The sequence below is a fragment of the Marinobacter salinexigens genome, assembly GCF_008370345.1.
In the GTDB taxonomy this organism is placed as follows: Bacteria; Pseudomonadota; Gammaproteobacteria; order Pseudomonadales; family Oleiphilaceae; genus Marinobacter; species Marinobacter salinexigens.
The window spans coordinates 330532-355128 of record NZ_VTUU01000003.1; the positions used below are offsets into that span (position 1 = coordinate 330532).

At 56.6% G+C, this 24597-nt stretch carries 23 protein-coding genes; 15 read left to right on the plus strand and 8 right to left on the minus strand.

Translation table 11 applies throughout. From position 1 onward, the window contains the following. Positions 1–2 precede the first annotated feature (2 nt). Genes FWJ25_RS08790 through FWJ25_RS08815 form a run of 6 tightly spaced genes read left to right on the plus strand, consistent with a single transcriptional unit; the run spans position 3 to position 5468 of the window. Positions 3–1037, plus strand: coding sequence for a branched-chain amino acid ABC transporter permease (locus FWJ25_RS08790; protein WP_149599891.1), 1035 nt, complete (start codon positions 3–5; stop codon positions 1035–1037). After that, the gene (locus tag FWJ25_RS08795) at positions 1030–1797 is read left to right on the plus strand and encodes an ABC transporter ATP-binding protein (protein ID WP_149599892.1); all 768 of its coding nucleotides are present in this window, start codon (positions 1030–1032) and stop codon (positions 1795–1797) included. Before FWJ25_RS08790 ends, FWJ25_RS08795 begins: the two co-directional genes overlap by 8 nt. Next, on the plus strand, positions 1784–2491 hold the full coding sequence (locus tag FWJ25_RS08800) for an ABC transporter ATP-binding protein (RefSeq protein ID WP_149599893.1): 708 nt from the start codon (positions 1784–1786) through the stop codon (positions 2489–2491). The genes FWJ25_RS08795 and FWJ25_RS08800 overlap by 14 nt, the downstream gene beginning before the upstream one ends. Positions 2492–2540: 49 nt before the next feature. Further along, complete coding sequence (locus tag FWJ25_RS08805; protein WP_149599894.1) at positions 2541–3689, plus strand: ABC transporter substrate-binding protein; 1149 nt, start codon at positions 2541–2543, stop codon at positions 3687–3689. 26 nt (positions 3690–3715) lie between these two features. Next, positions 3716–4498, plus strand: coding sequence for an SDR family NAD(P)-dependent oxidoreductase (locus FWJ25_RS08810; RefSeq protein ID WP_149599895.1), 783 nt, complete (start codon positions 3716–3718; stop codon positions 4496–4498). Between the two features lie 34 nt (positions 4499–4532). After that, positions 4533–5468, plus strand: a complete 936-nt coding sequence (locus tag FWJ25_RS08815) for a ketopantoate reductase family protein (protein ID WP_149599896.1) — start codon at positions 4533–4535, stop codon at positions 5466–5468. Positions 5469–5524: 56 nt separating this feature from the next. On the opposite strand, the gene FWJ25_RS08820 is transcribed toward FWJ25_RS08815, so the two are convergent. From FWJ25_RS08820 to FWJ25_RS08830, 3 genes are all read right to left on the minus strand, one after another. Next, positions 5525–6286, minus strand: coding sequence for a class II aldolase/adducin family protein (locus FWJ25_RS08820; RefSeq protein WP_149599897.1), 762 nt, complete (start codon positions 6284–6286; stop codon positions 5525–5527). A 111-nt stretch (positions 6287–6397) separates the two neighbouring features. Further along, on the minus strand, positions 6398–7540 hold the full coding sequence (locus FWJ25_RS08825) for an acyl-CoA dehydrogenase family protein (RefSeq protein ID WP_149599898.1): 1143 nt from the start codon (positions 7538–7540) through the stop codon (positions 6398–6400). Between the two features lie 10 nt (positions 7541–7550). Further along, positions 7551–8747 carry an acyl-CoA dehydrogenase family protein gene (locus FWJ25_RS08830; protein ID WP_149599899.1) on the minus strand — a complete coding sequence of 399 codons (1197 nt, stop codon included), beginning with the start codon at positions 8745–8747 and terminating at the stop codon, positions 7551–7553. Positions 8748–9073: 326 nt separating this feature from the next. Here FWJ25_RS08830 and FWJ25_RS08835 point away from each other — a divergent pair, with 326 nt between their 5' ends. The 3 genes from FWJ25_RS08835 (at position 9074) to FWJ25_RS08845 (ending at position 11591) form a co-directional block, all read left to right on the plus strand. Then, positions 9074–10387, plus strand: coding sequence for a DcaP family trimeric outer membrane transporter (locus tag FWJ25_RS08835; protein WP_246166719.1), 1314 nt, complete (start codon positions 9074–9076; stop codon positions 10385–10387). Between the two features lie 203 nt (positions 10388–10590). Next, complete coding sequence (locus FWJ25_RS08840) at positions 10591–10917, plus strand: hypothetical protein (protein ID WP_149599900.1); 327 nt, start codon at positions 10591–10593, stop codon at positions 10915–10917. A gap of 74 nt (positions 10918–10991) precedes the next feature. After that, the gene (locus FWJ25_RS08845) at positions 10992–11591 is read left to right on the plus strand and encodes a CBS domain-containing protein (RefSeq protein ID WP_149599901.1); all 600 of its coding nucleotides are present in this window, start codon (positions 10992–10994) and stop codon (positions 11589–11591) included. A gap of 25 nt (positions 11592–11616) precedes the next feature. Here the strand turns inward: FWJ25_RS08845 and FWJ25_RS08850 are convergent, their stop codons facing one another. The 4 genes from FWJ25_RS08850 to FWJ25_RS08865 form a co-directional block, all read right to left on the minus strand. Next, positions 11617–12930, minus strand: coding sequence for a tetratricopeptide repeat protein (locus FWJ25_RS08850; protein WP_149599902.1), 1314 nt, complete (start codon positions 12928–12930; stop codon positions 11617–11619). 102 nt (positions 12931–13032) lie between these two features. Continuing rightward, on the minus strand, positions 13033–13521 hold the full coding sequence (locus FWJ25_RS08855; RefSeq protein WP_149599903.1) for a hypothetical protein: 489 nt from the start codon (positions 13519–13521) through the stop codon (positions 13033–13035). Then, positions 13518–14204, minus strand: coding sequence for an anti-sigma factor family protein (locus FWJ25_RS08860; RefSeq protein WP_149599904.1), 687 nt, complete (start codon positions 14202–14204; stop codon positions 13518–13520). The genes FWJ25_RS08855 and FWJ25_RS08860 overlap by 4 nt, the downstream gene beginning before the upstream one ends. Before the next feature lie 10 nt (positions 14205–14214). Further along, positions 14215–14802 carry an RNA polymerase sigma factor gene (locus tag FWJ25_RS08865; RefSeq protein WP_246166721.1) on the minus strand — a complete coding sequence of 196 codons (588 nt, stop codon included), beginning with the start codon at positions 14800–14802 and terminating at the stop codon, positions 14215–14217. A gap of 299 nt (positions 14803–15101) precedes the next feature. Between FWJ25_RS08865 and FWJ25_RS08870 the strand changes: the two genes are divergently transcribed. Then, positions 15102–15389: a hypothetical protein gene (locus tag FWJ25_RS08870; protein ID WP_149599906.1), complete on the plus strand. Its 288-nt coding sequence runs from the start codon at positions 15102–15104 to the stop codon at positions 15387–15389. A 31-nt stretch (positions 15390–15420) separates the two neighbouring features. Here FWJ25_RS08870 and FWJ25_RS08875 read toward each other — a convergent pair whose 3' ends face one another. After that, on the minus strand, positions 15421–16626 hold the full coding sequence (locus FWJ25_RS08875) for a 3-oxoadipyl-CoA thiolase (RefSeq protein WP_149599907.1): 1206 nt from the start codon (positions 16624–16626) through the stop codon (positions 15421–15423). A 148-nt stretch (positions 16627–16774) separates the two neighbouring features. Here FWJ25_RS08875 and FWJ25_RS08880 point away from each other — a divergent pair, with 148 nt between their 5' ends. The 5 genes from FWJ25_RS08880 to FWJ25_RS08900 all read left to right on the plus strand — a co-directional run bounded on the left by FWJ25_RS08880 (position 16775) and on the right by FWJ25_RS08900 (position 24573). After that, positions 16775–18148 carry a hypothetical protein gene (locus FWJ25_RS08880; protein WP_149599908.1) on the plus strand — a complete coding sequence of 458 codons (1374 nt, stop codon included), beginning with the start codon at positions 16775–16777 and terminating at the stop codon, positions 18146–18148. A gap of 256 nt (positions 18149–18404) precedes the next feature. Next, on the plus strand, positions 18405–19229 hold the full coding sequence (locus FWJ25_RS08885) for an IclR family transcriptional regulator (RefSeq protein ID WP_149599909.1): 825 nt from the start codon (positions 18405–18407) through the stop codon (positions 19227–19229). Positions 19230–19408: 179 nt separating this feature from the next. Then, positions 19409–21505 carry a 3-hydroxyacyl-CoA dehydrogenase NAD-binding domain-containing protein gene (locus FWJ25_RS08890; RefSeq protein WP_149599910.1) on the plus strand — a complete coding sequence of 699 codons (2097 nt, stop codon included), beginning with the start codon at positions 19409–19411 and terminating at the stop codon, positions 21503–21505. A gap of 64 nt (positions 21506–21569) precedes the next feature. Continuing rightward, positions 21570–22754: an acetyl-CoA C-acyltransferase gene (locus tag FWJ25_RS08895; protein WP_149599911.1), complete on the plus strand. Its 1185-nt coding sequence runs from the start codon at positions 21570–21572 to the stop codon at positions 22752–22754. A gap of 16 nt (positions 22755–22770) precedes the next feature. Next, positions 22771–24573: an acyl-CoA dehydrogenase gene (locus FWJ25_RS08900; RefSeq protein WP_149599912.1), complete on the plus strand. Its 1803-nt coding sequence runs from the start codon at positions 22771–22773 to the stop codon at positions 24571–24573. Positions 24574–24597: the final 24 nt, after the last annotated feature.

Sequence of the window (24597 nt, forward strand, 5' to 3'; positions counted from 1 at the left end):
TCATGTTATTCAAACTCGGATCCCTGTTGATGAAACCCGGTGCCAAAATGGCCATGCTCGCCTTTGCGCTGGTGTTTCCCTTCCTGGCCAGTAACGAGTACCAGGTATACGTGATGGCCTCGGCCTTTGTCTGGGCGATTGCGGTGTATGGCCTGAATATCATCACCGGGTATTGCGGTCAGCTGAACCTGGCCCATGGTGGCTTCTTCGCCATCGGTGCCTACACCCTGGGACTGCTGACGGCTGATGCCGGCTGGAGTTTCTGGCCAGCCTTTGTCGCCGCGCTGCTGGTTACAGCTGCGTTGGGCTTTCTGGTGGGGGTTGTATCCCTGCGCCTCAAGGAACATTACTTCGCCATCTTTACTCTGTGCGTGGGTTTCATCATCTACCTGCTGATTGATAAGTGGGAAGAACTGACCCATGGCCCGATTGGCGTTCGTGATATTGCTGCACCCTATGGCTTCGGCGTGGTGGATTTCACTGAAACCACCCCGTTCTATTATCTGGTGCTTGCCTTCCTGGTGTTTTCCATCTGGTTCATGAGCCGTTTGTCTCGCTCTCTGCTGGGACGCACCTTTATTGCCATCCGCAACGGCGATGAACTGGCTCAGTCCCTGGGTATCAACCTGATGCGCAACAAGGTGATGGCGTTTGTGCTCTCCACCACCTATGCCGGGCTGGCCGGGGCGCTGTATGCCGGTATGGTTCGTTTCATCGGCCCCGAAGAGGCCAACATCGTTCACACCTTCGACATGATCACCTATCTGCTGGTAGGAGGTATCGGCACCCTCACCGGACCGCTTCTGGGCACCGTAGGCATTGTCTGGATTACCCAGTCCCTGCAGTTCCTGGAAGAGTACCGAATGATTATTTTCGGTCCGTTGCTGGTGATCCTGGTGATTTTCTTCCCCAGGGGCATTACCGGTCAGTTCCTGACCTGGATGCATCACAAGGCTCAGTCCATTGCGCCTGCAAACAAGCGCAAGGAAAGCAAGGTGGTGAATACACAACGTCGGGAGGTCGAAAACAATGCTTAAGGTAGAACACCTGACCAAGATGTTTGGCGGCCTTGCGGCAGTGAATGATGTGTCGGTGGAATTCGAGGCAGGGAAGATTAACGCCATCATTGGTCCCAACGGCGCGGGCAAGAGTACCTTCTTTAACCTGATCTCCGGGATGCACCAGCCTACCTCGGGCCGCATCCTGCTCGATGGCGCCGATGTCACTCAGATGCCCAGTGATCAGGTTGCCCGGCTTGGTGTGGGTCGCACTTTCCAGACCACCAATCTGTTTGAACAGGCCACCGTTGTGGACAACCTGATTGTGGGGCATCGGCTGCGCACGAAGTCTGGCCTCTGGGACGTGCTGATCAACAGCAAACGCCTCCAGCGTGAGGAAAAAGCTGCCCGGGACAAGGCGATGGAAGCCCTCGACTTTGTCGGTCTCACCCACGTGGCGGGCCAGTTCATTGCGGATATTACCCAGGAAGAACGCAAGCGTGTGGCGTTTGCTCTGGCCCTGGCAACGGATCCGAAAATCGTGCTGCTGGACGAGCCTGCTGCGGGGGTAAATCCGGAAGAAACCGAAGGCTTTGCGGCGCTGATGCGCAAGATGGTGGACAACGGCCTGACGGTCTGCCTGATCGAACACAAGATGGACATGATCATGAGCCTGGCTGACAAGATCATGGTTCTCGACCACGGTGAGAAGATTGCCGAGGGTACGCCGGAAGAGGTTCGTAACAACCCTGTGGTGATCGAAGCCTATCTGGGAGGTGAAGACGATGTTGCAGCTTAAGAACGTCGACGTCTGTTACGGCAGCTTCAAGGCCCTCTCGGATATCTCCATGACGGTCGATACCGGTGAACTGGTGGTACTGCTTGGTGCCAATGGTGCGGGTAAAACCACCCTGTTCAACGCGATCAGCGGGCTGGTTAAACCGTCGGCCGGCGACATCCAGTTTGAGGATAAGCACCTTAACGGCATGAAGCCCAATGCCGTGGTGTCCTCCGGTGTGGTTCAGTGTGCCGAGGGGCGCAAACTGTTTCCGCAGATGAGCGTGATGCAGAACCTGATGATGGGAGCCTTCGTGCACCGTCGCGACCGCGCCGGAAACCGCAAGCGTCTCAATGAGGTGCTGGAACTCTTCCCGATTCTGGAGGATAAGGCCCAGCAGCCTGCCGGCTCCCTTTCTGGCGGCCAGCAGCAGATGGTGGCCATTGGCCGGGCGATGATGAGTCGCCCCCGCCTGCTGATGCTCGATGAGCCCTCGCTGGGGCTGGCGCCTCTGGTAGTCAAACAGATGTTCGAGACCATACAGCAGATCAACAGTCTGGGTACCACTGTACTGCTGGCTGAACAGAATGCCTTTGCGGCTCTGAAAATCGCACACCGTGCCTATGTCATGGAGAACGGCCACCTGGTTATGGAAGGTGACCGGGAGGCCATGCTGGGTAACGAGCAGGTTCGCAAGGCCTACATCGGGGCCTGAGGGCCTGACAGTGACAACAACAACGAGCGCAACAAACCAGGAGAAAACAATGAAAACAGCAAAAACACTGGGTCGTGCCATTGCAGCGACAACCTTCGGCCTGAGCCTGTCTGCGGGAGCTTTCGCAGGTGAGGTAAATATCGGGTTTACCGGTCCGTTAAGTGGCGGTGCCGCTTTGTACGGAGAAAATACGCTGTCTGGCCTGCGTATGGCCGCAGAGGAAATCAACGCCGCTGGCGGATTTGATCTGAATGGTGAAAAAACCACCATCAATCTGGTGGCGCTGGACGATCGCTACTCCCCGGCTCAGGCCGCCACCAATGCCAAGCGCCTCAAGCAGGAGTCTAACGTTCCGGCTATTTTCATTCCTCACTCAGGCGGTACCTTTGCCCTTCAGGACTTCAACGAGAAAGACGATTTTCTGGTCATGGCCTACACCAGTGTGCCAACCGTTACCGAAAAGGGTAATTCCCTTACCCTACGGATTCCGCCAACCTTCGACGGTTACGTTCATGCCTTCACCGACTATGCACTGGAAAATCTGGGCACAACCCTGGGCATGGCGGGAGCGACTCACGAGTACGCCAAGATCTGGGGCTCGATGATTGAGAAGGAATGGACTTCCAAGGGTGGCAAGGTAGTTGCCAATAACCCCATGGACTACAACAAGTCGGCAGACTTCTTTACCGGGGTTAGCCGTATCATCGCCGAGAACCCGGACGTCATGTTCGTAGGCGGTGCCTCGGAGCCGACCGGTCTGGTGGTTCAGCAGGCGCGTCAGATGGGCTTCCAGGGCGGCTTTATCGTCATGGATCAGGCCAAGATCGACGAAGTTGCCAATGTTGCCGGCGGTCTTGAAATGGTGGAAGGTGCGGTGGGCGTAGTACCGCTCAGTGTTTATGAAACCGAGGAGGCAAAGTCTTTCCTGAAACGCTACGAAGAAAAGTACGGCAAGACGCCGGGTTCTGAGGCTGCCTATAACTACCTGGCACTGCATGGACTGGTAGCAGCTATGGACGCTACCGAGTCTACAGACCCGAAAGTCCTGCGTGGCGCTATCGGTGAGGCCCTGAAGAATATGGATTCAAGCAAGAACCCTTATGCAGTGACAGATGTCACTGAAAAAGGCGGCTTTGTCACTAACACAACACTGGCAGTGGTCAAGGACGGCAAAATCGTTCGCGAAGCCATCAAGTAACCTACAGACCGGGTACAGGACACGCTATGAAACTCAAAGACTCTGTTGCTCTCATCACCGGATCGTCATCCGGAATTGGCGCCGCGACGGCAAGGTTGTTCGCCGAACATGGCTGCCACGTGGTGATTAATTACAGCAGCAATGAAGCGGGTGCCCGAGCCGTGGCTGCAGAGTGCGAGCAGCAGGGTGTCAGAGCGCTGGTGGTGCAGGCCAATGTGGCAGACGATGCGGATTGCCGGGCCCTGGTGGCCGCTACGCTGGCTCACTTTGGCAGGCTGGATATCCTTATCAATAATGCAGGCACCACCAAATTCTGCGACCATGCCAATCTCGATGGCCTGAACAAGCAGGACTTTCTTGACCTGTACTCGGTCAACACTGTGGGTCCATTCCAGATGACCCGGGCCGCTGAAAAGGCTCTGCGGGCCAATGGTTCCGGGCACGTGATCAATATGGCTTCTATTGCAGGCCTTGCAGGTATTGGTAGCTCCATCGCCTACGCTGCCTCCAAGGGTGCGTTGGTTACGATGACCCGGTCACTGGCCCGGGTAATGGGGCCGGAGGTCCGAGTGAATGCGGTATGCCCCGGATTTGTTCAGGGCGAATGGTTGAAGAATGGGCTGGGCGACGACCGCTATAATACCCTGCTCGAAAAGAACAAAGCCGCTGCACCGCTGAATGATACGGCATCTCCGGAAACCGTGGCGGATGTCTGCCTCGGGCTGATTATCGGTGGCGACCTGACCACCGGGGAAACCATACTGATCGACGGTGGCGCCCATCTCGGGGCTGCCCCGGTTCGCCGTTAACCACAACAAATCCCAGCAAGGATCCACAGAAAATATGACTAGCAAGCCCAGTATTCTGATCGTCGGTGCCGGTGCCATTGGCAGTTTCTACGGAGCCATTCTCAAGAAAGCCGGATGCCGGGTAAGCACGGTACTGCGCTCCGAGTACGATGCGGTCAAGGCAAACGGTATCACCATCACAAGCCCGCTCGGCGACCTGTCATACCAGCCGGACAACGTGTACCGGGACGGTGACACACCGGCTGAAACGCCGGACTACCTGATCCTCTGTGTAAAAGTGCTGCCCGGGGTTGACCGGGTGGCCCTGGTTCGTCCGTGGATGGGGGAAAACACCCGCCTGGTTCTGATTGAGAACGGCCTGGATATCGAACGTGAGCTGGCAGAAGCCTTCCCTGAAAACCCGCTGATCAGCTGCCTTGCGTTTATCGCTGCCAGCCGTACCGCACCGGGTGTTGTGGAGCACAAGGCCTATGGCAAACTGGTGATGGGAAGCTACCCCAAAGGCATTGACGAATCCTGCCAGGCATTGGCGGATCTGTTCATTGAAGGCGGCATCAAGATTACTCTGTCCGAGCAAGTGGTCGGCGAGCGCTGGCGGAAGTGTCTCTGGAATACGCCCTTCAATCCGCTGTCAGTGATTGCCAATGGTGCGGATACCCTGTCGATTCTGGATGCCGAAGGCGGCGAGGATTTGATCCGGACGATGATCCGTGAGGTCATGGCGGTTGCTGCGGCTGAAGGCTATCCCATGGACGAAAAAGTCATTGAAGAAAACATCGACGGTACCCGCGGCATGCCCGCCTACAAGAACAGCATGGCGCTGGATTACCTCAATGGTCGCCCCATCGAACGGGACGCGGTACTGGGGAACGTGGTTGCTATTGCAAAGCGCCACGGTATTCCGGTGCCTCACTTGAATACGGTACTGGTGACACTGAGGATTCGGGCGATGCTGGACGGTGCCAGCTGACGGCGACGCATACTTGTGGCTGACAGCCTGCCAATGAGCAGACTGCCAGCCAGTGCTCAGACCGCGTAGCCAGGGTTCTTGCTGTCGAGCAGGCGTAGAAGCGCGGGCCAGGTCAGTTTGGCGCCCATGCCCAGATTCTGAGACTGATCCGCGGTGGTCTGGATAGCCTGCTCGGAAGGCATGTAGACCGGGCCGCAACTCTGGGCTTTCACCTGGATCTCGCAGGCCTTCATCAGGAAATAAAGATAGGTGAAGGTTTCCGCAACGTCCCTGCCCGCAGTGAGAACGCCGTGGTTACGTAGCATCATCATGGATTTGTCCCCGAGGTCCCGGATCAGGCGTTCCCGTTCGTCCAGATTCAGCGCGACCCCTTCGTAATCGTGATAGCTGAGGTGGTCCAGGCAGAGCATGGCTGTCTGGCTCAATGGCAGAAGACCATCTCTGTGAGCTGAAACCGCAACGCCATCTGCCGCATGCAGGTGCATCACCGCCCCGGCGTCCTCACGCCCCATGTGAACCGCACTGTGAATCGTGAAGCCCGCAGGGTTTACCCGGGCCAGTCCTCCGGCCTCCACAACCTGCCCGTCCTGATCCACTTTTACCAGCGAGGACGCTGTGATTTCATGGAACAGCAGGCCGTAGGGGTTGATCAGAAAGTGATGCTCCGGCCCGGGTACGCGGGCAGAAAGATGCGTGAACACCAGGTCGTCCCAGCCAAACAGGGCGACCAGCCGGTAGGCGGCAGCGAGTTCGGTTCGGACTTTCCACTCGGCTTTGCGGAGGGCTTCCGGATCGGTTGCATCAGTCATTGTTGTCATAGTGCTCACCTATCGTTTTCCTGAATGAAAAAAGGGGGTGGCCTGGTGACCACCCCCGAACAAGGCCTCTGACTGGTGGAGAGAGACCCCAGGCTCACTGATGAAGGGGTTTTAGCTGGCCTGTAAAAGGGTGGCGTAACGTTCCAGGTGGAAGTCGTCATCGCCGAGCTGGTGATTGATCATCACCAGACGTTTGGCGTAGTGGGCGAAGTTGTATTCCCAGGTCATACCGATCCCACCGTGGGACTGAATGCCCTTTTCGGAGATAAACTGGCCGCTACGACCGATGACGTTCTTTGCAGCTGACAGGATACGGCGACGTTCATCGCTTTGTTCCTCGTCGGCCACACTGGCGGCAAGGATGGCCATGGAACGTGCCTGCTCCAGCTCGGACATCATATCCACCATGCGATGCTGGAGCACCTGAAACTTACCGATGGGCACGCCAAACTGCTTGCGCTGCTTGAGGTAATCCAGGGTCAGTTCATTGGCTACTTCCATCACGCCGACGGCCTCTGCACACAGAGCAGCGATGGCACGGCCGGTCTGGTATTCAATGGCATCTGCTGCCTTGCCTTCCTCTCCCAGAAGGGCGTCAGTACCTACCTGCACGTTGTTCAGGGTGATGTCGCAACCTTTGGCGCCATCAATCGTTGGGTACACGCGGCGTTCCACACCAGCGGTATCAGGAGAGATCGCGAACAGGCTGATGCCGTCGCTGTCGCGGCTGTCACCTGAAGTGCGGGCGGAGACCAGAATCAGATCGGCACACTGGCCGCCAATCACAACCGCCTTACGGCCGTTCAGTACGTATCCGTCGCCGCTTTTCTCGGCACGGGTGTCCACGTCGTTCAGGTTGTAGAAACTCTGGGGCTCCTGCAGGCCAACTGCGGCCTTGAGTTCGCCACTGGCGATGCCGGCCAGCCACTGCTCTTTCTGGGTGCTATTGCCAGCCTGACTGATCAGGCCCCCGGCGAGAATGACGGATTGCAGGTACGGCTCCAGGCACAGGCCCTTGCCCAGCTCGGTCATGACTGACTGCACCTCAACACCACCACCGCCGAATCCGCCCAGCTCCTCGGAGAAAGGAACCGCTGTCAGGCCCAGCTCGCCCAGCTGCTTCCAGAAATCCTCACTGAAGCCAGCCTCGGATTCACTGAATTCAAGACGCTTCTCGAAGTTGTATTCACCGCGTACCAGACGCGCCACGGTGTCCTGCAGCATTTGCTGCTCTTCATTGAGTCGGAAATCCATGGTCGTCTCCTTAAAGCCCGAGAATCATTTTCGACACGATGTTCTTCTGGATCTCGTTGGATCCGCCGAAAATCGAGAGCTTGCGGTTGTTGAAATAGTGGGCGGCCACCGGCGCGGCGTTTTCGTCCGACAGGAACTCTCCCTCATAATCAAGGTTCAGTTCTTCTTCTACGAAAGGTAGCGCATAGGGTCCGATCGCCCGACGTGCAAGATCATTGATGGACTGGCGGATCTCAGTACCTTTTACCTTAAGCATCGAACTCTCGGCACCCGGAACACCTCCGCCCTCTACCGAGGCAATGATGCGCAGGTTGCTTATGGCGGCAGCTGTCAGGTCGATTTCAACCTGGGCAATGCGCTGGCTGAATGAGGGGTCTTCAATCAGCGGGCGGCCATTCTTCAGTCGACGGGAAGCAAGTTGTTTCAGGTGTTCCAGCGCTGCCTTGGAGAGGCCAATACCGGCCAGACCAGTACGCTCATAGGTAAGCAGGTACTTGGCGTAGGTCCAGCCTTTGTCTTCTTCGCCTACCAGGTTTTCCACAGGGACTTTTACGTCCTCGAAAAACACTTCGTTTACTTCGTGTTCGCCATCAAGGGTGATGATCGGACGAACCGTAATGCCCGGAGTGTTCATGTCAATCAGCAGGAAGGAGATGCCTTCCTGTGCCTTGACTTCAGTGTTGGTGCGCACCAGACAGAAGATCATGTCGGCGTGCTGGCCCAGAGTAGTCCAGGTTTTCTGACCGTTGACGATGTAGTGGTCGCCATCCCGAACCGCCCGGGTTTTCAGGGATGCGAGGTCGGAACCGGCACCAGGTTCGGAGTAACCCTGACACCACCAGTCTTCGCCACTGAGGATGCGCGGAAGATATTGCTGTTTCTGCTCCTCGTTGCCGAACTTGATGATAACCGGCGCCACCATATTGACCCCGAACGGGATTGACCGAGGTACGCCATACCGGCAGGACTCTTCGTCCCAGATGTGTTTTTGCACCGGGGTCCATTTCACACCGCCGTACTCTTCCGGCCAATGGGTGGCGTACCAGCCCCGTGCGACCAGGATTTTCTGCCAGCGCAGGTGATCTTCTTTGGACAGGCGGCGGAAGCCTTTCACTTTGGCAGCAATGTCTGCCGGCAGCTTCTCATCCAGGAAGGCGCGCACTTCATCGCGGAAGGCGAGCTCTTCAGCCGTGTAGTTCATGTTCATGACATAACCTCTTTTTGCATAACAGCGAAAATATATACCGCATAGCAGAATTGCTCAATGATCCAACATGTTTTCGGTGCATGTCAATGAAAATGAAATGCTCAAATCAAAATTAGAGTAAAAGTTATCTGAAAACGAATTTTGAAAACTTGTTGATCGAAAAACCTTGGTTTATAGTCCATTTCACGGAAGCTGGTACTGCTAGGCGGAATAATAATTCATACAAATACCGCACTGCGAAACTGGTGAGTTGGGTTGGCATTCCGTTTGTGCCAGCTCCGGGTAATTTCAATAACAACGAAACCAACTCCGTTAAGAGGTTTGAAATGACAACAAAAAGACACATCAATACGCACCCACTGACCCGTGCCCTGGCCCTGGCCGGGCTCCCCATATTTGCCCTCGGCTCCGCTGGAGTCTCAGCCCAGAGTAATTCCGAACTGGAGCAACTGCGTGAGCGCATTCAGATTCTGGAAAAGAAGTTGGAAGGTGCCGTATCGACCGCGCCAGAGCTGAGTGAAGACAATCCTTACATTCTCCGCGAAGGTGACGGTCTCAAAATCGGCGACACCACTATTTCCTTTGGTGGCTTCATCAAAGCCGACATGATTTATGGCTCGGACGGTAACGGCACCCTGAATGGTTACTCTATCGGACTGCCGCGAACCTTTGCCTCAGCAGCGGCGTCCGGCACCAGTGACTGGAAAGCAGGTTTTTCTGCGAGGGAATCCCGGATCAGCATAGGAACCGAAACGGACGACGTAGCGGGCCATAAGCTGCGTACCTACGTAGAGATGGATTTCAACCAGGCGCGAACGGCTGATGGGAACGAGGTTGTTTCGAACAGCTACTCGCCACGTCTGCGCCAGGCCTACGGTAACTGGAATGGCTGGGACTTTGGCCAGACCTACACAACCTTTACGGATCTGGCGGCCATGCCGGAGATTCTGGATCAGGGCAAACAGGCTGCCTTCATCTATAGCGCGCAGCCGATGCTTCGCTACACGATGGCGGCACCTGGCGGTAAGTTGATGGTTGCCCTTGAAAACCCGGAAGACGGTTTTGGCACCACTTCCTATGACGATCAGTCGTATCCGGACCTCACGGCCCGTTATCAGATTCGGGGCAAGTTTGGCTTCTACTCCATAGCGGGTCTGCTTCGTAACCTGGAAGATGACGGTGCGGAGGATACCAAGCTGGCGGGTGCAGTTTCCCTGAGTGCCCGGATTCCGACCATCGGTCGCGACGATATCAGGATGCAATACAGCTATGGTGCTCTGGGGCGTTATATGGGCTTGTTCACCTACCCGGATGTGGATCTCGGGGCGCAGGCTGCTGGCAAGGTTGAGCCACTGAATGTCTACGGTGCGACAGCGGCCTATCGCCACTTCTGGTCACCGGCATGGCGTTCAACGGTTACGGTATCGCATACCGAAATTGTGGATGACCTGGAGTTCTCCCCGGCCGGTACTCTCAGCTACTTTGACTCTTCCAGTTCCGTACACGCCAACATTCTCTGGTCTGCCCACAAGAACCTGATCCTGGGGCTGGAATACGCCTACTGGGATTTCGGGGAAATCGCCAGCAGTAGCAGCCAGCAGTACGAACAGGTGATGGCTTCGGCCAAGATGAGTTTCTGATCTGCACTGAAGCCAAGGGACCTTTCAAGAGTTAACCCGCCTTGTCAGGCGCATTGCCTGTAACCCCGGTACACGTCCCCCGCGTGCCGGGGCTTTTTATGTCGTTTGTTTAATGCTGCCCAACGTCAATTTCCTTGATTTGTGTCAAACAACCCTTATGTTTGAATAGTAGAGACCTGCAACAAACATCGTCGGGCCAGTACATGTCAAACTGTTCGTCACAGAAAAGTGTTCTGCGTTTCAGCCTGTATTCGCTGCTGATCACAGGGCTGTTTATTCTGTGGGCGGGTGTTTCGGGCCAGACCTTTGCGGGTGAGCAGGTAGCCGATCATCATTCGCCGGAACTGGTTTCCTCCGACTTCTCCGGTGATTCTTCATCTCCCGAGCCTCTGGCGGTTGCCACTATCCTTCTGCCGTATTCGGAGCAGAGTGTTGGTTCTGCCTTTTCGGACAGTCTGGGCTTCATTCGTCCGCCCCGGCGACTCCTGAGTTATCCTGCCTTACCTCAAGCACCTCCATTCCTCGTCTGATTCCGGCAATAACATTCAGGGAATACGGCTCTGTCCGTCTGTCCCGTCCGAATTCAGTGATACGAGGTTTTACCATGAATAATGTATTCAGCGCCCTTCCTGTGCAGGATCTGGCACGTACTGGTGCAATCAGCACCGCCAAGCCGGTATCCCATATCGGTAGCGAAGACTCTGCCGTTCACTTACTGAAAGATTTTGCAGAACAAAAGCCCGCTGTGCTCAGCTCGATCATGCCGGTTTCCGAAGCCCGTCTGTGGATGAGGCTGGCGGACACGCCGATCAAGCTGGTCGAGAATCAGACCGGCGACTGCATAGGTATTCTGACCATCCACGACGTAAACGGCGAGAAGCCGATGATGGCTGCAAACCGTCAGGGAACTGCAATCCCCGATCTGCGGGTGAGGGACATCATGCGCCCTCTCAGCGACTTGCCTGCCATCCACTACCGCGATCTCAAGTCGGCGACGGTGGGTGATCTGGTCAGCACGTTCCGTGAGGTTCACGAAGAGTATTTGCTGGTGCTTGATGATGACTGGAAAAATCCCGGCCAGACCTATCTGAGAGGGTTGGTGAAAGCGCGGGAACTGGTGCAGAGGCTTGATCTGACCATCGATCTGGAACACCGGGCAACCAAGTTCTACGAGATTGTGAACGTGGTTCAGGGAGGGTTCTAGGCAAGCACTACGCTAGCGTTTCTTTCTACAGGCGGACGGTCACGTCGATGGTGGCTGTCCGTCGATCGTAGTCATAGCGGGGGATGTTGCTATTGTTTTGGACATCCTCCAGCTCAAAGCCTACCGAAAAGCTGCGGCTGATCTCGATCTCGCTGTTGATCGACCAGGAAATGCGATTGTCCTCGCGATGAATGATCCATAAACCCTCGGGAATGGTCAGGCGGTGGGCGGTCTGGTAATAGCGGAATTCGTAGTGGGTTGATGCGCCTATGGTCCAGGACGGGGTCACTGTGTAATCCAGGCCGAACAACAGGTTCTGGCTCAGGGGAGAGACGCTGAAGTACTCGGTGCCAGTGTCCAGATCACGCCGGTCGTTGTAGTCCACCCGGTAGCGGAGGTCCCCGGTCCAACGCCCAAAGCGGGTTTTGTAGCTCGTATTCAGGCGATAGCGCTGGCCATCGTAGGGCCGGTAGCGTTCGGTAGCATCAACCTGTTCAGCTTCCACAGCGACAAGGCATCGGTCCCGGCCAAACGCCCTGAAGCACCCTGATTTTCTGTATTCGGTGAAAACCCTCGCTCTATGTTCCCGGTCATTCCCGCCTTGCCACAGTTGGTCTCCCCCCAGTCCGAGGGTGTAATGAAATGCTTTAGGCAGGTAGGCCCAAGCCAGGTTTACCCGGGCCAGGTAGGTATCGAAGTCTCCATAGTCGGCGTAGGCACGACCGTAGAGCAGTAGCTGGGTTTGCAGGGCATGGTTGCCCCTTCGTACCGGGAAACCGGAAAGGACATTCACAGACTCAAGGAAAGCGTCATCAAGGCTGGTTGCAGCACTGTCAGGAAACAGCGCAATATTTTCTTCATAGCCAGCCGCCAGTGAAAACAGGGCCTGCCAGTTGTCTTCTTTAATATCCTGACCGATTTCTTTTAATTGTCCTGCGGCGAGCCTGGCAAGCTTCTCATCCGGATCTTCGGACAGGGTAGCGATAAAGGCTTCTCTGGCGGCGGCTTCATTCTCCAGAGCCAGTGCGATCAGCCCGAGGTTGTACCGGGCAAGTGCCCGCTGGTCGGTCGGCAGCAGGGACTCGAACCTCAAGCGGGCGAGGTCGTATTCCCCCAGGTGGTAATACACAACGCCGAGATTGTAGGTCAGGGCCCGTGAGGAGATTTCTTCTGCAGCAGTCTCTAGTAACTCCCTCGCGCGCTGGAGATTCCCGGCCTGGAAGGCCTGAATACCGGCCCGGAACTTTTCTCGTGCAGACGACTCCTGTTCTGCGTTGGCAACGGGAGAAAGCCAGGCAAGGGTCAGGAAAAGAAGAAAGAGGGGAACTCGATGGACCAAGAATGCAGCGCCCTTAGAAGTGATGTCTTAGGGGAAGCTTAGCGCACAATGGCCCACAAGATAAGGAAGCTCACCGGATCGTCCTGACGCCGATCCGAGGGTTTATTGCTCAGACTCTCTGTCGGGGTTGAGATGTCCGCCATCCAGAAGGTTGAGGCCGTCTTCGTCGAGCAGGTTGAGATCACTATCTCCGGGTAGAAGATCCAGTGTGTCACGCAGAACATCCTCTACCGGCAGGATGTCGTTCAGCGTATCACGGGTGTCCCGGACCTGATTGGACAGGCTATCTACCAGGGTTCTGGTATCGTCCGATACGTCATTCAGGTCAATGGTTTCGAGGCCGCTGCTGTCGATCTCGCCGGTTTCCAGATTGCTGCTACCCAGCTCACCCGGTCCGATGGTATCTATCTCGGGGAGGGTCTCCGGGATTTCCATTTCCTGTACGAACGATGAATCCAGAGCTTCGTCATCCATCACCATGCGCATGGTGACGTCGTAGTCGGATTCGGCAGCCGCTACACCAGGCAACAAGCAAAGCCCGAGTAGCCCGGCGCTCAGCAGTCCGGTCAGGTTGCGCATGTCAATTATCATGACGATGGCTCCGTTTTCTGTTCTCGTATTTCGGTCCGGAACGTCTTCCGGTTGTTTCCTTCTCCCAGGTGGGCTACCAGAGTGCCCTCACCGGGAAACAAAATGTTCAGAGGCAGTGCAAGCAGGTTGTCACCGGGTTGCAGGTTAACTTTCCAGCTCACTGTCTGATGTCCGGGGAACGGTGCAAGTTCCATGTTGGCGGGCAGTTCCAGTGTCAGTGTGACATTCTCCAGTGCCTGAGAGGCGGTGAATGCAAGCCGGACAACCTGCTGCCTGGTCTGCAGCTGCGGTTCCTGCACCGGGGCGTCTGCAGTCTGGCTGGGCGCTTCGGGCTCGCGGCCAACTTCACTGCCGATAAACAATCCGAGAACCAGTGCCGCGGCCACGGCACCACCCCATAGAGGTGTCGCCATAGATCGTCCGGACCGCGGAATGGAACCCGAGGCTACACTGCCAGCGGGATTGCCGTTTCGAATTCCTCTGAACATTCTCGCTTCGAAGCCGGCTTCGGGTTCAGGGGCATGCCCGGAAGCGATTCGCTCAGCCACGAATCTGGCTGCCTCAAGGTCTACCGAGCAGGCGGCGCAGGTCCCGGCATGTTCGCGCATGCGCGTGGCGAGAACCTCTGGCAGCTCGTCACCCACAAAGGCATCCAGGCATTGTTTGAATTCGTTGCAGTTCATTGCAGTCACCTCAGTGAGAGTCACGCAATTGCTCCTCAAAAGGTTCCAGCCGCTCCTGAAATTTACTGCGCACCAGAGCCCGCACCCGGTGCAGTCGTGATTTTATGGTTCCCAGCGGGACTTCAAGAATTTCGGCAATGTCTTCCTGGCGCCAGCCGTCGCTGTCATGAAGAAGCAAGAGGGTTCGCTGGTCCGGCTGCAGTTCGCTGATGATCTGGCGGAGGATGTCGCCCCGCTGGTCACTGTCTGAGTGTCCGAGGGGGTCTGGTTCGTTGCTGGCCAGTGTCTCGATAAAGGTGGTCTGATGTTCGGGGTCATCAAGTGCGCTGGTGTGGATTTCTCGTCCTGCGGGCCGTTTTCGGACATTATCGATAAATTGGCGGTAGACAACGCGCGCCAGCCAGGGACGGAGCTGGGAAACCTGTTCCAGTTCTTCGAGTTTCGGGAACAGTTTGGTGACCACTTCCTGAACCAGATCTTCCGCATCATGGGGCCGCCCGGTCAGTCGGAACGCATAGTTGTACATGGGCTTGAGATGCGGCTGAATCAGCTGCTCGTACCGCTTTGCTTTTGATTGGCGGAATTGGAGTAAGGCCAAACGGATACCTCTGGATGACATTCCCCGACATCAGATGGCGGGACTTCTGGCGTAGTCGTCTTGCCATGGTACCAGTGCTCAGGAGCTGCCGGTATGTTGATTTGTTAAAAACCGGCACGTTCGGTATCTGATTGTACGTGTGGAGAGGATTTTCGACGAAGAACTAAAAAATGCATCGTGCGTGGAACTTTTGCGGCTGTCTTCCGTGGTGTGGATAGGAAGGCGACAGGAAAGCCAATTCTGATAACACTTTCTTATAACACTGCGACCGTAGTCGGGACCTGGGAGAGAGTAGTACGATGCTGCTGGATGGTACTCTGCACGATGTTGAGAAACGACTGATTTTCCGGGAAGGTAACTGGCGGGTTCGTACTCGCGAAGTTCCCGAGTTGGGCCCTTTTGGGTCCCGGAGCGAGGCGATCGACGCGCTGCGCCGTCACGTTATTGCTTGTGAAGCCATGCCCGGGCTTCGCGAAGGGGAGGCTGCCAATCGTCAACAGCACTCCATTGTTACCTGCAAGCTGACATGCTGCCAGCAGTGCGAAGATATTCTGGCGTTGTGTCCGGAGCTGCTGAGGACCAGTTGAGGCCCTGAGCAGCCCGTCCCTGATGCCTGAATCAGCCGTCGACGCGCTCAATAATGGCTGCTATACCCTGGCCGACGCCAATACACATGCTGATCAACGCGTAACGGCCTCCGCTGCGCTCAAGTTGGCGCGTGGCCGTCAGTGCGATCCGGGCACCGGAAGCGCCCAGTGGATGGCCGACTGCGATGGCGCCACCGTTCGGGTTCAGGCGCGGGTCTGTGGGCTCAATGCCCAGTTTCGTGGTGCAGCCAAGTACCTGTGCCGCGAAGGCTTCGTTGATCTCGATAACGTCCATGTCGTTCAGGGTCAGTCCTGCCCGTGCCAACGCTTTTTCGCAGGCGGGAACCGGGCCGTAGCCCATCACCCGAGGTGGTACACCTGCGATAGCGGCGGAAACGATCCGCGCCCGGGGCTGGATGCCGGCACGTTCTCCGGCTTCCCTGGAGCCGATAATCACTGCGGCGGCGCCGTCGTTGATGCCGGAGGCGTTGCCTGCGGTGACCACCCCGCCCTCAAATAGCGGGCGAAGACCCGCCAGTGCTTCCGCTGTGGACTGAGCACGCGGGTGTTCGTCAGTGCTGACGCTGATCGGCGGCTTCTTGCCCCCCTGAGGGACTTCAATCGGCAGAATTTCTTCGTCAAAGAACCCGGCACTGCGTGCGGCTTCATAACGAGCCTGGCTCTGGGCGGCAAAGCTGTCGACGAGTTCCCGGCTCAGGTTGAGATCCCGGGCGATGTTGTCGGCTGTTTCCGGCATGCTGTCGCTGCCGAATTCCCCCTCAATACGAGGGTTCGGGAAGCGGGCACCAATAGTACTGTCGAACGCCCGGAAATCCCGGCTGAACGGGGACTCTGCTTTGGCCATAACAAACGGCGCCCGACTCATGCTTTCGGCACCACCGGCAACGAATAAATCCCCTTCTCCGCAACGAATGGCTCGTGCGGCGTCGATAATCGCAGCCAGCCCTGAGCCGCAGAGTCGATTAACGGTCAAACCGCCGGTCTCAACCGGCAATCCCGCCATCAGGCCAGCATGGCGGGCCAGGTTGCGGGCATCTTCACCTGCCTGGTTTGTGCACCCGGCAATGACGTCCTCGTAAGCGCCCTTTTCAAAAGCGTTCCTCTCAACCAGCGCCTTGATGACACTGGCAAGCAGATCGTCCGGTCGAACTCTGGACAGGCTGCCTGCGTGCCGCCCGAATGCGGTACGGAGGCCATCGTAGATGTATGCGCTCATGATTGGTTATCCCTTTTTGCATTTGTGCTAACATAGTTTCATCAAGCGAAACTGTATTTTGTAATTAATTCGAAGAGACTAATTCGAGCGTAGTGGAAATGCAAGCAGAGGTCGTTGTCGGTTACATGGGCCCGAAGGTGGCGGATTGATGGTCGGGGTCAGGAGTTATCTGATCCGGGTCATGCTATCCGCGGCTACCGTGTTGGCGCTTCTGGCTATGTGTATTGATAGTCGGTCGGTCTCTGCGACTGCCGGCGTGTTGTTTCTGGTTGGTTTCCTGCTGGACGGCCAGCGTATCCATGGCTACGCCAGAGGCTTGTTAGGCATTGCACTGGTTGTCACCGCAGGGCTGGTGGTTCAGGGGCGCATGAGTGCCGGGCTGCTTGAAAAGGGGCTGGCAGATGCAGGGTTCTACTCGGCCTTTCTTGCCAGTCTGGGCATGATGCAGTGCCTGGTCCGGCGCTTCGAGGTATTGCGCCGGATCCATGATGTGCTGTTGGGAGGACATCATGTCTGGCTTTATCCGAAGTACGCGGTGGTCAGCGGCGCCGTTGCCTCGGTTTTGAGTTTCGGCATGATGAGCCTGTTGTGTGGGAGTTTGTCAGATACGCTGAAGGAACGAGGCATTACCGGGGCTTCCCGCTTGCGATGGGTGAGGAGTGTGTTGATCAGCGCACTTCGGGGGTTTGCGCTGGTTCCGCTGGTGGCGCCGACCAGTGTGGCGGTGGCGATCCTGACCCGGGAGCTGCCTCAACTCAGCTGGTCGATGCTGGTGCCCTACGGCGTTGCCGCAGCATTGGTTCTGATTGGTGTTGGCTGGGCACTGGAGCAGCGCCGGTTCCGGGCAGTCAGTAGCGAACGTGTAGCTTTGAGGCAGTGGCCGAAAGGCTCGCTCAGCCTCGTTGGTCTGGTGCTGGTGGTGTTTGCGGTTATGTGTGTGCTGGTCGTACTCACGGGTTTCAAGGTGTCAGCAGCGGCAATGCTGGCCGTTCCGGGGATAACGCTTCTTTATATGCTGTGGCAGGAGCGCTCTTTGAGCGCGGTGGTGAACGAAGCAGCCGATCAGGTTGCCGGGATGACCAACGAAATGTCTATCTTTGCCGCTTCGGCTTTGTTGGGTGTATCCCTGTCGTCCGTCATTCCGGATACAGCGTTGACCGGCCTGGCCGGGAGCGCCGCGGGTACCTGGCTGATTGCTGCTGCGGGGTTGCTGATCATGCCTTTGTTGTCGGCGATTGGCATCATTCCAATCACCGTGCTCAGTATTCAGGCCGGTATGTTGCCGCCGCTCGTCGCCGAGGGTGTGGATCCGCTGCCGGTTGCCGTTGCCCTGGTGACGGGCTTCTCTCTGGCTATGATGTTGTCGCCATTTGGCCCCTCAGTGATGCTGCTGTCGAGATTTGGCCAGGTTTCCCGGTGGGTCGTGGCATTTCGTTGGAATGGTGTGTTTGTGGTGATCGTTGTGCCGTTGCTTTTGTTGCTTCTGTTTCTGGAAGCGCTGGTGCTGCCGGCTTCAGGGTAGAGAATAAAGTTAACTTGCTATCGATGTTTCGCTAATTGGAATGGTATACCGAATTAAATCTGCACCTGGGGTGTTTTGTGGTGAGATTTGCCTGATATCGTGAAACATAAAGGTGGAGTGTTTCATATTTGGCACGGGTTTTGAAAAGCAATTCTGGTACTTGATTTCACCAACGATTAAAATACTGCATCTTTTATATGCACGGTGCTTATACCCTTGCACCGGATCAGGCGTAGCTGTCGGAGGGCGCCCTACTATGTCAAAAGCACGAAACCTTTCACCGGAACTGGTGGTTGCATCCGGTGACGGCGAGCCAGCCAAGCCGGAGAAAGATCGCAAATTCGTCGAAGCACTCTCCCGGGGGCTCGACGTGTTGCGGGCGTTCAGCCAGGGCTCGGTTATCCTTGGAAACCAGGATATCGCGAGGATTACCGGGCTGCCCAAGCCGACCGTATCCCGCATGACCTACACGCTGACCAAGCTCGGCTATCTCAGCTACAACACCCAGCTTGAGAAGTACCAGCTGAGCTCCGGCGTCCTGGCGCTTGGTTACGCATACGTGTCCAACCTCAAGGTCCGACAGCTTGCCAAGCCCTATATGGATGAGTTTGCCCGCCAGACCAACATGTCAGTGGGCCTCACCTGCCGTGACCGCCTGCACATGATCTACGTTGAGAACCGTCTGCCACCAGAAGCATCCTTGCTGAGGATGGACATTGGCCTGAAACTGCCGATGGCCACCACGTCAGCTGGCCGAGCTTATTACTGTGCCATCACTGACAAGGGCCGGAAGCTGATCGATGAGGCAATGGCGGCCAAGTACGGGGAACTGTGGCCGGAGAAGAAAGAAGGTCTTGACCGGGCCATGGAAGACTACAAGCAGTATGGTTTCTGTCTTTCCCTGGGCGAATGGGACCGCAACATTAACTCCGCCGGCGTGCCCATTCAGCTGCAGGACGGCACCATTATGGCGCTGACCTCCGCTGCACCTTCGTATCTTGTGTCTGGAGAAAAGCTTCGGGAGTCCATTGCTCATCAGTTGGCGATGCTGGCGAGTGATATAGAATCGCTCGGGGTGTAACGCCCTGTCCGAAGCCTTCTGGCTCCAGCCTTCCTGAAAAGCCGCAGAGGAAACTCTGCGGCTTTTTTGTGCATGCCTGTTTAATTGATGGTTGAAACCGGGAAAAAACTCGTATTAAATCGTACGCATGTTTCGCTGGTTAAAACACCATTTCAAATAATATAGGCGAGGAGAGATTTATGTCTGAGGTCGTCAGTTACCGTCTTGAAGGCAATATTGGCGTTATCACCGTCAACTACCCACCGGTTAATGCATTGGGTCATGCGGTGCGATCCGGCATCCAGGCCGCCATCACCCAGGGGCGTGAAGATGCTGATGCCAAAGCTCTCCTGATTGTCTGTGAAGGGCGTACCTTCATTGCGGGCGCCGATATCCGTGAATTCGGAAAGCCTCTTCAGGAGCCAAACCTGCCGGGCCTGGTGAACGAGATTGAAGCGACAGACAAGCCCGTGGTCGCTGCCATTCATGGCACCGCCCTGGGCGGTGGCCTGGAAGTGGCTCTGGGTTGCCATTACCGGATCGCTGTGCCCAGCGCCAAGGTAGGACTGCCGGAAGTGAAACTGGGTATTCTCCCCGGTGCCGGTGGTACTCAGCGTTTGCCGAGACTGACTGGCGCCCTCAAGGCACTGGAAATGATCACCACCGGTGATTTTGTGAGCGCGAAGAATGCCCTTGAGTTCGGCATCATTGATGAAGTTGCTGGTAGTGACGATATTAAAGCAGAGGGCCTCGCATTTGCTCGCAAGGTTGTGGATGAAGGTCGCCCGGTTCGTCGTGTCAGTGAGCTGAATGACAAGCTGGAGGCGGAAAAAGGCAGCGACGTGTTTGATCAGTTCCGCGAAGGCCTGAAGAAAAAGGCACGTGGCCTGCTCGCTCCGTTCAACTGTGCGAGTGCGGTAGAAGCTGCGTTCACGGCTCCTTCGTTCCTGGATGGTCTGAAGCGTGAGCGTGAGCTGTTCTCCGAGTTGATGGCATCGGATCAGCGCGCTGGCCTGGTCCACTCGTTCTTTGCTGAACGGGAAGTGTCCAAGGTTCCGGGCTTGCCCAAGGATACCCCGGTGCGTGACATCCAGTCTGTGGGTGTTATTGGTGCCGGCACTATGGGCGGTGGTATTGCCATGAACTTTGCCAATGTTGGTATTCCGGTGCGTCTGCTGGAGTTGAAGCAGGAAGCGCTGGACAAAGGCCTGGCCATTATCCGTAAAAACTACGAGAACACTGCGAAGAAAGGCCGCCTGACCATGGAGCAGGTGGAAGAGCGGATGAGCCTGATCAACGGTACGTTGAGCTACAGTGACTTTTCCGATGTGGATCTGGTGATCGAGGCTGTATTCGAACGGATGGATGTGAAGAAGAGCATCTTTGGTCAGCTCGATGAAGTCTGTAAGCCCGGTGCGATTCTGGCGTCCAACACGTCCACTCTGGACATCGACGAGATCGCTTCTGCGACCAAACGTCCGGAAGATGTGATTGGCCTGCACTTCTTCAGCCCGGCTAACGTTATGAAGCTGCTGGAAATCGTGCGCGGTGAAAAGACTGCTGACGATGTCAAAGCCACAGCCATGCAACTGGCCAAGCGTATCAAGAAGGTTGGTGTACTGGTTGGCAATTGCCACGGTTTTGTGGGCAACCGCATGCTGCACAAACGCGGTGCAGAGGCCATGTCCCTGGTCGATGAAGGCGCCACGCCACAGCAGGTGGACAAAGTACTGACCGATCTTGGTTTCCCCATGGGGCAGTTCGCCATGGGCGACCTGGCGGGTATCGATATCGGCTACAGCATCCGCCAGGAACGCCGAAAGAATGGCGAGGATGTGCCTGCGAGCTGGATGGATAAGCTCGCAGAGAAGGGCCGTCTGGGCCAGAAGACCATGGCCGGTACCTACCGTTATGAAGAAGGTAGCCGCAAGCCGATTCCTGATCCTGAGGTGGATGGCATCATTGCTGAATTCCGTCAGGAGCAGGGTATGACTGCCCGCGAGGTTACCGATCAGGAAATTCTTGAGCGTTGCATGTACGTAATGATCAACGAAGGCGCCAAGATCCTTGACGAGGGCATCGCCTACCGCTCCCTTGATATCGATATCACCTGGATCTATGGCTACGGCTTCCCGGCCTATCGTGGTGGTCCCATGTTCTGGGCGGATCAGATTGGCCTGGACAAGATTCTTGAGGCAGTGAAGAAGTACCAGAAAGAGGTCGGTGGCAAGCAGTGGGAGCCATCTCCGCTTCTGGAAAAACTGGTGGCTGAAGGCAAGAGGTTCGGCGACCTGTAACGTTCTTCGCAAATATCTGTGGGGCCGGTGCCCCACGGCAAAACCGTTTCAAGAGGACTTATTCATGTCAGACGCAGTTATCGTATCCACAGCACGTACCGGGCTTGGCAAATCCTACAGGGGTGCCCTGAACAACAGTCACAGTGTCGACCTGGCCGGTCACGTCATTCAGCATGCTGTTGAGCGTGCGGGAATTGACCCGAATATCGTCGAAGATGTCATTCTGGGGGCAACGTTCCACGAAGGCGCCCAGGGCAAGAATATGGCCCGTCTGGCAGCTATTCGCGCAGGTTTGCCAGTCACCACCGCTGGCATGTCCATAAACCGGTTCTGCTCGTCCGGACTACAGTCTATCGCCATCGCTTCCCAGCGGGTCATATCCGAGCAGATTCCCGCCATCGTTGCTGGCGGCGTGGAATCCATCTCTCTGGTGCAGAATGACAAGCTCAACAGCTTCCATGCCACCAACGACTGGCTGATGAAGAACAAGCCGGAGCTCTACCTGTCGATGATCGAAACTGCGGACATTGTGGCGCAGCGCTACGGCGTCAGCCGTGACTCACAGGACGAGTACGCCCTGATTTCCCAGCAGCGTACGGCGGCGGCACAGGAGGCTGGTAAATTTGACGATGAAATCGTGCCTTACGATGCCACCATGCTGGTAAAAGACAAGGAAACCGGTGAGATCAGTGAGAAGGCGGTCACGCTCACCCGTGACGAGTGCAACCGGCCCAACACCACCCTTGAAGGCCTTCAGGGATTGCAGGCAGTGCGCGGTGAGGACCAGTTCGTGACTGCCGGTAACGCTTCCCAGCTTTCAGACGGCGCGTCCGTCTGTACAGTGATGAACAGCACATACGCCGAGAAGAACAACATTGAGCCGATGGGTATTTTCCGTGGCTTTGCCGTTGCAGGCTGCGAGCCGGATGAAATGGGTATCGGACCAGTCTTTGCCATCCCGCGTCTGCTGGAGCGTACCGGCCTGAAGATGGATGACATTGACCTTTGGGAACTGAACGAAGCGTTCGCCTCTCAGGTCGTGTACTGCCGTGATCGCCTCGGTATCCCAATGGAGAAGCTGAACGTTAATGGCGGTTCCATTGCGGTTGGTCACCCGTACGGCGTCACCGGCTCACGACTGACAGGCCACGCCCTGATCGAAGGTAAACGTCGCGGCGCCAAATACGTTGTCGTCACCATGTGCATCGGTGGTGGGCAGGGCGCTGCCGGCCTGTTCGAAGTGGTATAAACAGGCGGAGCTGAGTATGGCCCAGAAAATCATCAATCCCCAGGATCTCGCATTTCAGCTCTATGAGCTGCACGAGGTTGAGAAAACCCTGGGCTATGAGCGCTACGCCGATCACAGTCGGGACACCCTTCAGGCGGCTCTGGATCTCGCACTGAAGGTAGCGTCTGAGGAGTTTGCTCCCCACGCACGGCTGGTGGATGAGGAGGAACCGCGGTTCGAGAATGGTCGTGTCGTCATGCGTCCGGAAGTGGGCAAGGCGCTCGACGTTCTGAAAGGCACGGGCCTGATGGCTGCCAGTCAGGACTACGAGCGCGGCGGCATGCAGTTACCCGCCGCTGTCGCCCAGATGTGTGTCGGGCTGCTCAAGGGTGCCAATGTGGGGACCCAGGGCTACGCGGGGCTGACGATTGCAGCGGCCAACCTGATCATGGTTCAGGGCTCGGAAGAGCAGCAGAAGCGCTATGCCGAACCGATGATGGCTGGCCGTTTCTTCGGCACCATGTGCCTCACAGAGCCGCATTCCGGGTCCTCCCTTGGGGATCTCCGAACCCGCGCAGAGCCGCAGTCAGATGGAAGCTACCGTCTGTTCGGCAACAAGATCTTTATTTCCGCTGGCGACCACGAACTGAGCGATAACATTATCCATATGGTGTTGGCCCGTTTACCGGATGCACCGCCTGGGGTTCGTGGTATTTCCCTGTTTCTGGTTCCGAAGATTCTGCTCAATGCGGATGGCAGCCTTGGGGAGCGAAACGATGTGGCCCTGGCCGGACTTATCCACAAGATGGGCTATCGTGGAACCACCTCCACCATGCTCAACTTTGGAGAGAAAGACGGCGCGGTGGGCTATCTCGTAGGTGAACCGAACAATGGCCTGGCGGCGATGTTCCATATGATGAACGAAGCCCGGATCGGAGTAGGGCTTGGCTCCGTGATGCTGGGCTACACTGGATATCTGCATGCGCTGGAGTACGCCCGGGAGCGTAAACAGGGCCGGCCCATTGGTGACAAGAACCCGGAGTCGCCGCAGGTGCCGTTGATACGCCATGGCGATATCCGCCGCATGTTGATGGCGCAGAAAGCCTATGTAGAAGGCGGGCTGGCATTGTGCCTGGAAGGCTCCATGCTGGTGGATCAGAAAAAACACGCCGACACCGAGCACGACCGGGAACTGGCGGCAGGCTTGCTGGATTTGCTGACGCCGCTGATCAAATCCTGGCCGTCCAGATATTGCCTGGAAGCCAACAGCCTGGCCATTCAGATCCATGGTGGTTATGGCTATACCCGGGAGTATCCGGTGGAACAGTTCTATCGGGACAATCGCCTCAATCCAATCCACGAAGGTACCCACGGGATACAGGGGATGGATCTGCTGGGCCGGAAAGTGGCGATGGCTGGTGGCCGGTTCTATGAAGAGCTGATGAACCGGATCGAAACCACCATCGGTGAAGCCCGGCACTATGATCGGCTGGCGGAGGCTGCCAACCGGTTGCAGCAAGCTGCCCGAGCCATGGCTTCGGCCACAGAGACTATTAACGGTGTAAAAGCCGGCGGTGAAGTGGAAAAGGCACTGGCCAACGCTACCCTGTATCTGGATGCGTTTGGTCAGATGGTCGTAGGTTGGCTCTGGTTACGCCAGGCCATTAAAGCGCTGGAAGGTCTGGCCGGTGCCGGCAGCCAAACGGCCGAATTCTACGAAGGTAAAGTCAGGGCCTGTGATTACTTTGCCCGGTATGAATTGCCGTATGTGGTCTCCACTGCCGACCTCCTGAAGACAATGGATACTACAGCTCTGGATATGAGGGACGACCTGTTCTGACGACATTTTCTGCTACGGGAGTAC

Excerpts from the sequence above, each read along its gene's own strand:
- FWJ25_RS08790 (WP_149599891.1), top strand. The coding sequence starts at position 3 with ATGTTATTCAAACTCGGATCCCTGTTGATGAAACCCGGTGCCAAAATG.
- FWJ25_RS08795 (WP_149599892.1), top strand. The coding sequence starts at position 1,030 with ATGCTTAAGGTAGAACACCTGACCAAGATGTTTGGCGGCCTTGCGGCA.
- FWJ25_RS08800 (WP_149599893.1), top strand. The coding sequence starts at position 1,784 with ATGTTGCAGCTTAAGAACGTCGACGTCTGTTACGGCAGCTTCAAGGCC.
- FWJ25_RS08805 (WP_149599894.1), top strand. The coding sequence starts at position 2,541 with ATGAAAACAGCAAAAACACTGGGTCGTGCCATTGCAGCGACAACCTTC.
- FWJ25_RS08810 (WP_149599895.1), top strand. The coding sequence starts at position 3,716 with ATGAAACTCAAAGACTCTGTTGCTCTCATCACCGGATCGTCATCCGGA.
- FWJ25_RS08815 (WP_149599896.1), top strand. The coding sequence starts at position 4,533 with ATGACTAGCAAGCCCAGTATTCTGATCGTCGGTGCCGGTGCCATTGGC.
- FWJ25_RS08820 (WP_149599897.1), bottom strand. The coding sequence starts at position 6,286 with ATGACAACAATGACTGATGCAACCGATCCGGAAGCCCTCCGCAAAGCC.
- FWJ25_RS08825 (WP_149599898.1), bottom strand. The coding sequence starts at position 7,540 with ATGGATTTCCGACTCAATGAAGAGCAGCAAATGCTGCAGGACACCGTG.
- FWJ25_RS08830 (WP_149599899.1), bottom strand. The coding sequence starts at position 8,747 with ATGAACATGAACTACACGGCTGAAGAGCTCGCCTTCCGCGATGAAGTG.
- FWJ25_RS08835 (WP_246166719.1), top strand. The coding sequence starts at position 9,074 with ATGACAACAAAAAGACACATCAATACGCACCCACTGACCCGTGCCCTG.
- FWJ25_RS08840 (WP_149599900.1), top strand. The coding sequence starts at position 10,591 with ATGTCAAACTGTTCGTCACAGAAAAGTGTTCTGCGTTTCAGCCTGTAT.
- FWJ25_RS08845 (WP_149599901.1), top strand. The coding sequence starts at position 10,992 with ATGAATAATGTATTCAGCGCCCTTCCTGTGCAGGATCTGGCACGTACT.
- FWJ25_RS08855 (WP_149599903.1), bottom strand. The coding sequence starts at position 13,521 with ATGATAATTGACATGCGCAACCTGACCGGACTGCTGAGCGCCGGGCTA.
- FWJ25_RS08860 (WP_149599904.1), bottom strand. The coding sequence starts at position 14,204 with ATGAACTGCAACGAATTCAAACAATGCCTGGATGCCTTTGTGGGTGAC.
- FWJ25_RS08870 (WP_149599906.1), top strand. The coding sequence starts at position 15,102 with ATGCTGCTGGATGGTACTCTGCACGATGTTGAGAAACGACTGATTTTC.
- FWJ25_RS08875 (WP_149599907.1), bottom strand. The coding sequence starts at position 16,626 with ATGAGCGCATACATCTACGATGGCCTCCGTACCGCATTCGGGCGGCAC.
- FWJ25_RS08880 (WP_149599908.1), top strand. The coding sequence starts at position 16,775 with ATGGTCGGGGTCAGGAGTTATCTGATCCGGGTCATGCTATCCGCGGCT.
- FWJ25_RS08885 (WP_149599909.1), top strand. The coding sequence starts at position 18,405 with ATGTCAAAAGCACGAAACCTTTCACCGGAACTGGTGGTTGCATCCGGT.
- FWJ25_RS08890 (WP_149599910.1), top strand. The coding sequence starts at position 19,409 with ATGTCTGAGGTCGTCAGTTACCGTCTTGAAGGCAATATTGGCGTTATC.
- FWJ25_RS08895 (WP_149599911.1), top strand. The coding sequence starts at position 21,570 with ATGTCAGACGCAGTTATCGTATCCACAGCACGTACCGGGCTTGGCAAA.
- FWJ25_RS08900 (WP_149599912.1), top strand. The coding sequence starts at position 22,771 with ATGGCCCAGAAAATCATCAATCCCCAGGATCTCGCATTTCAGCTCTAT.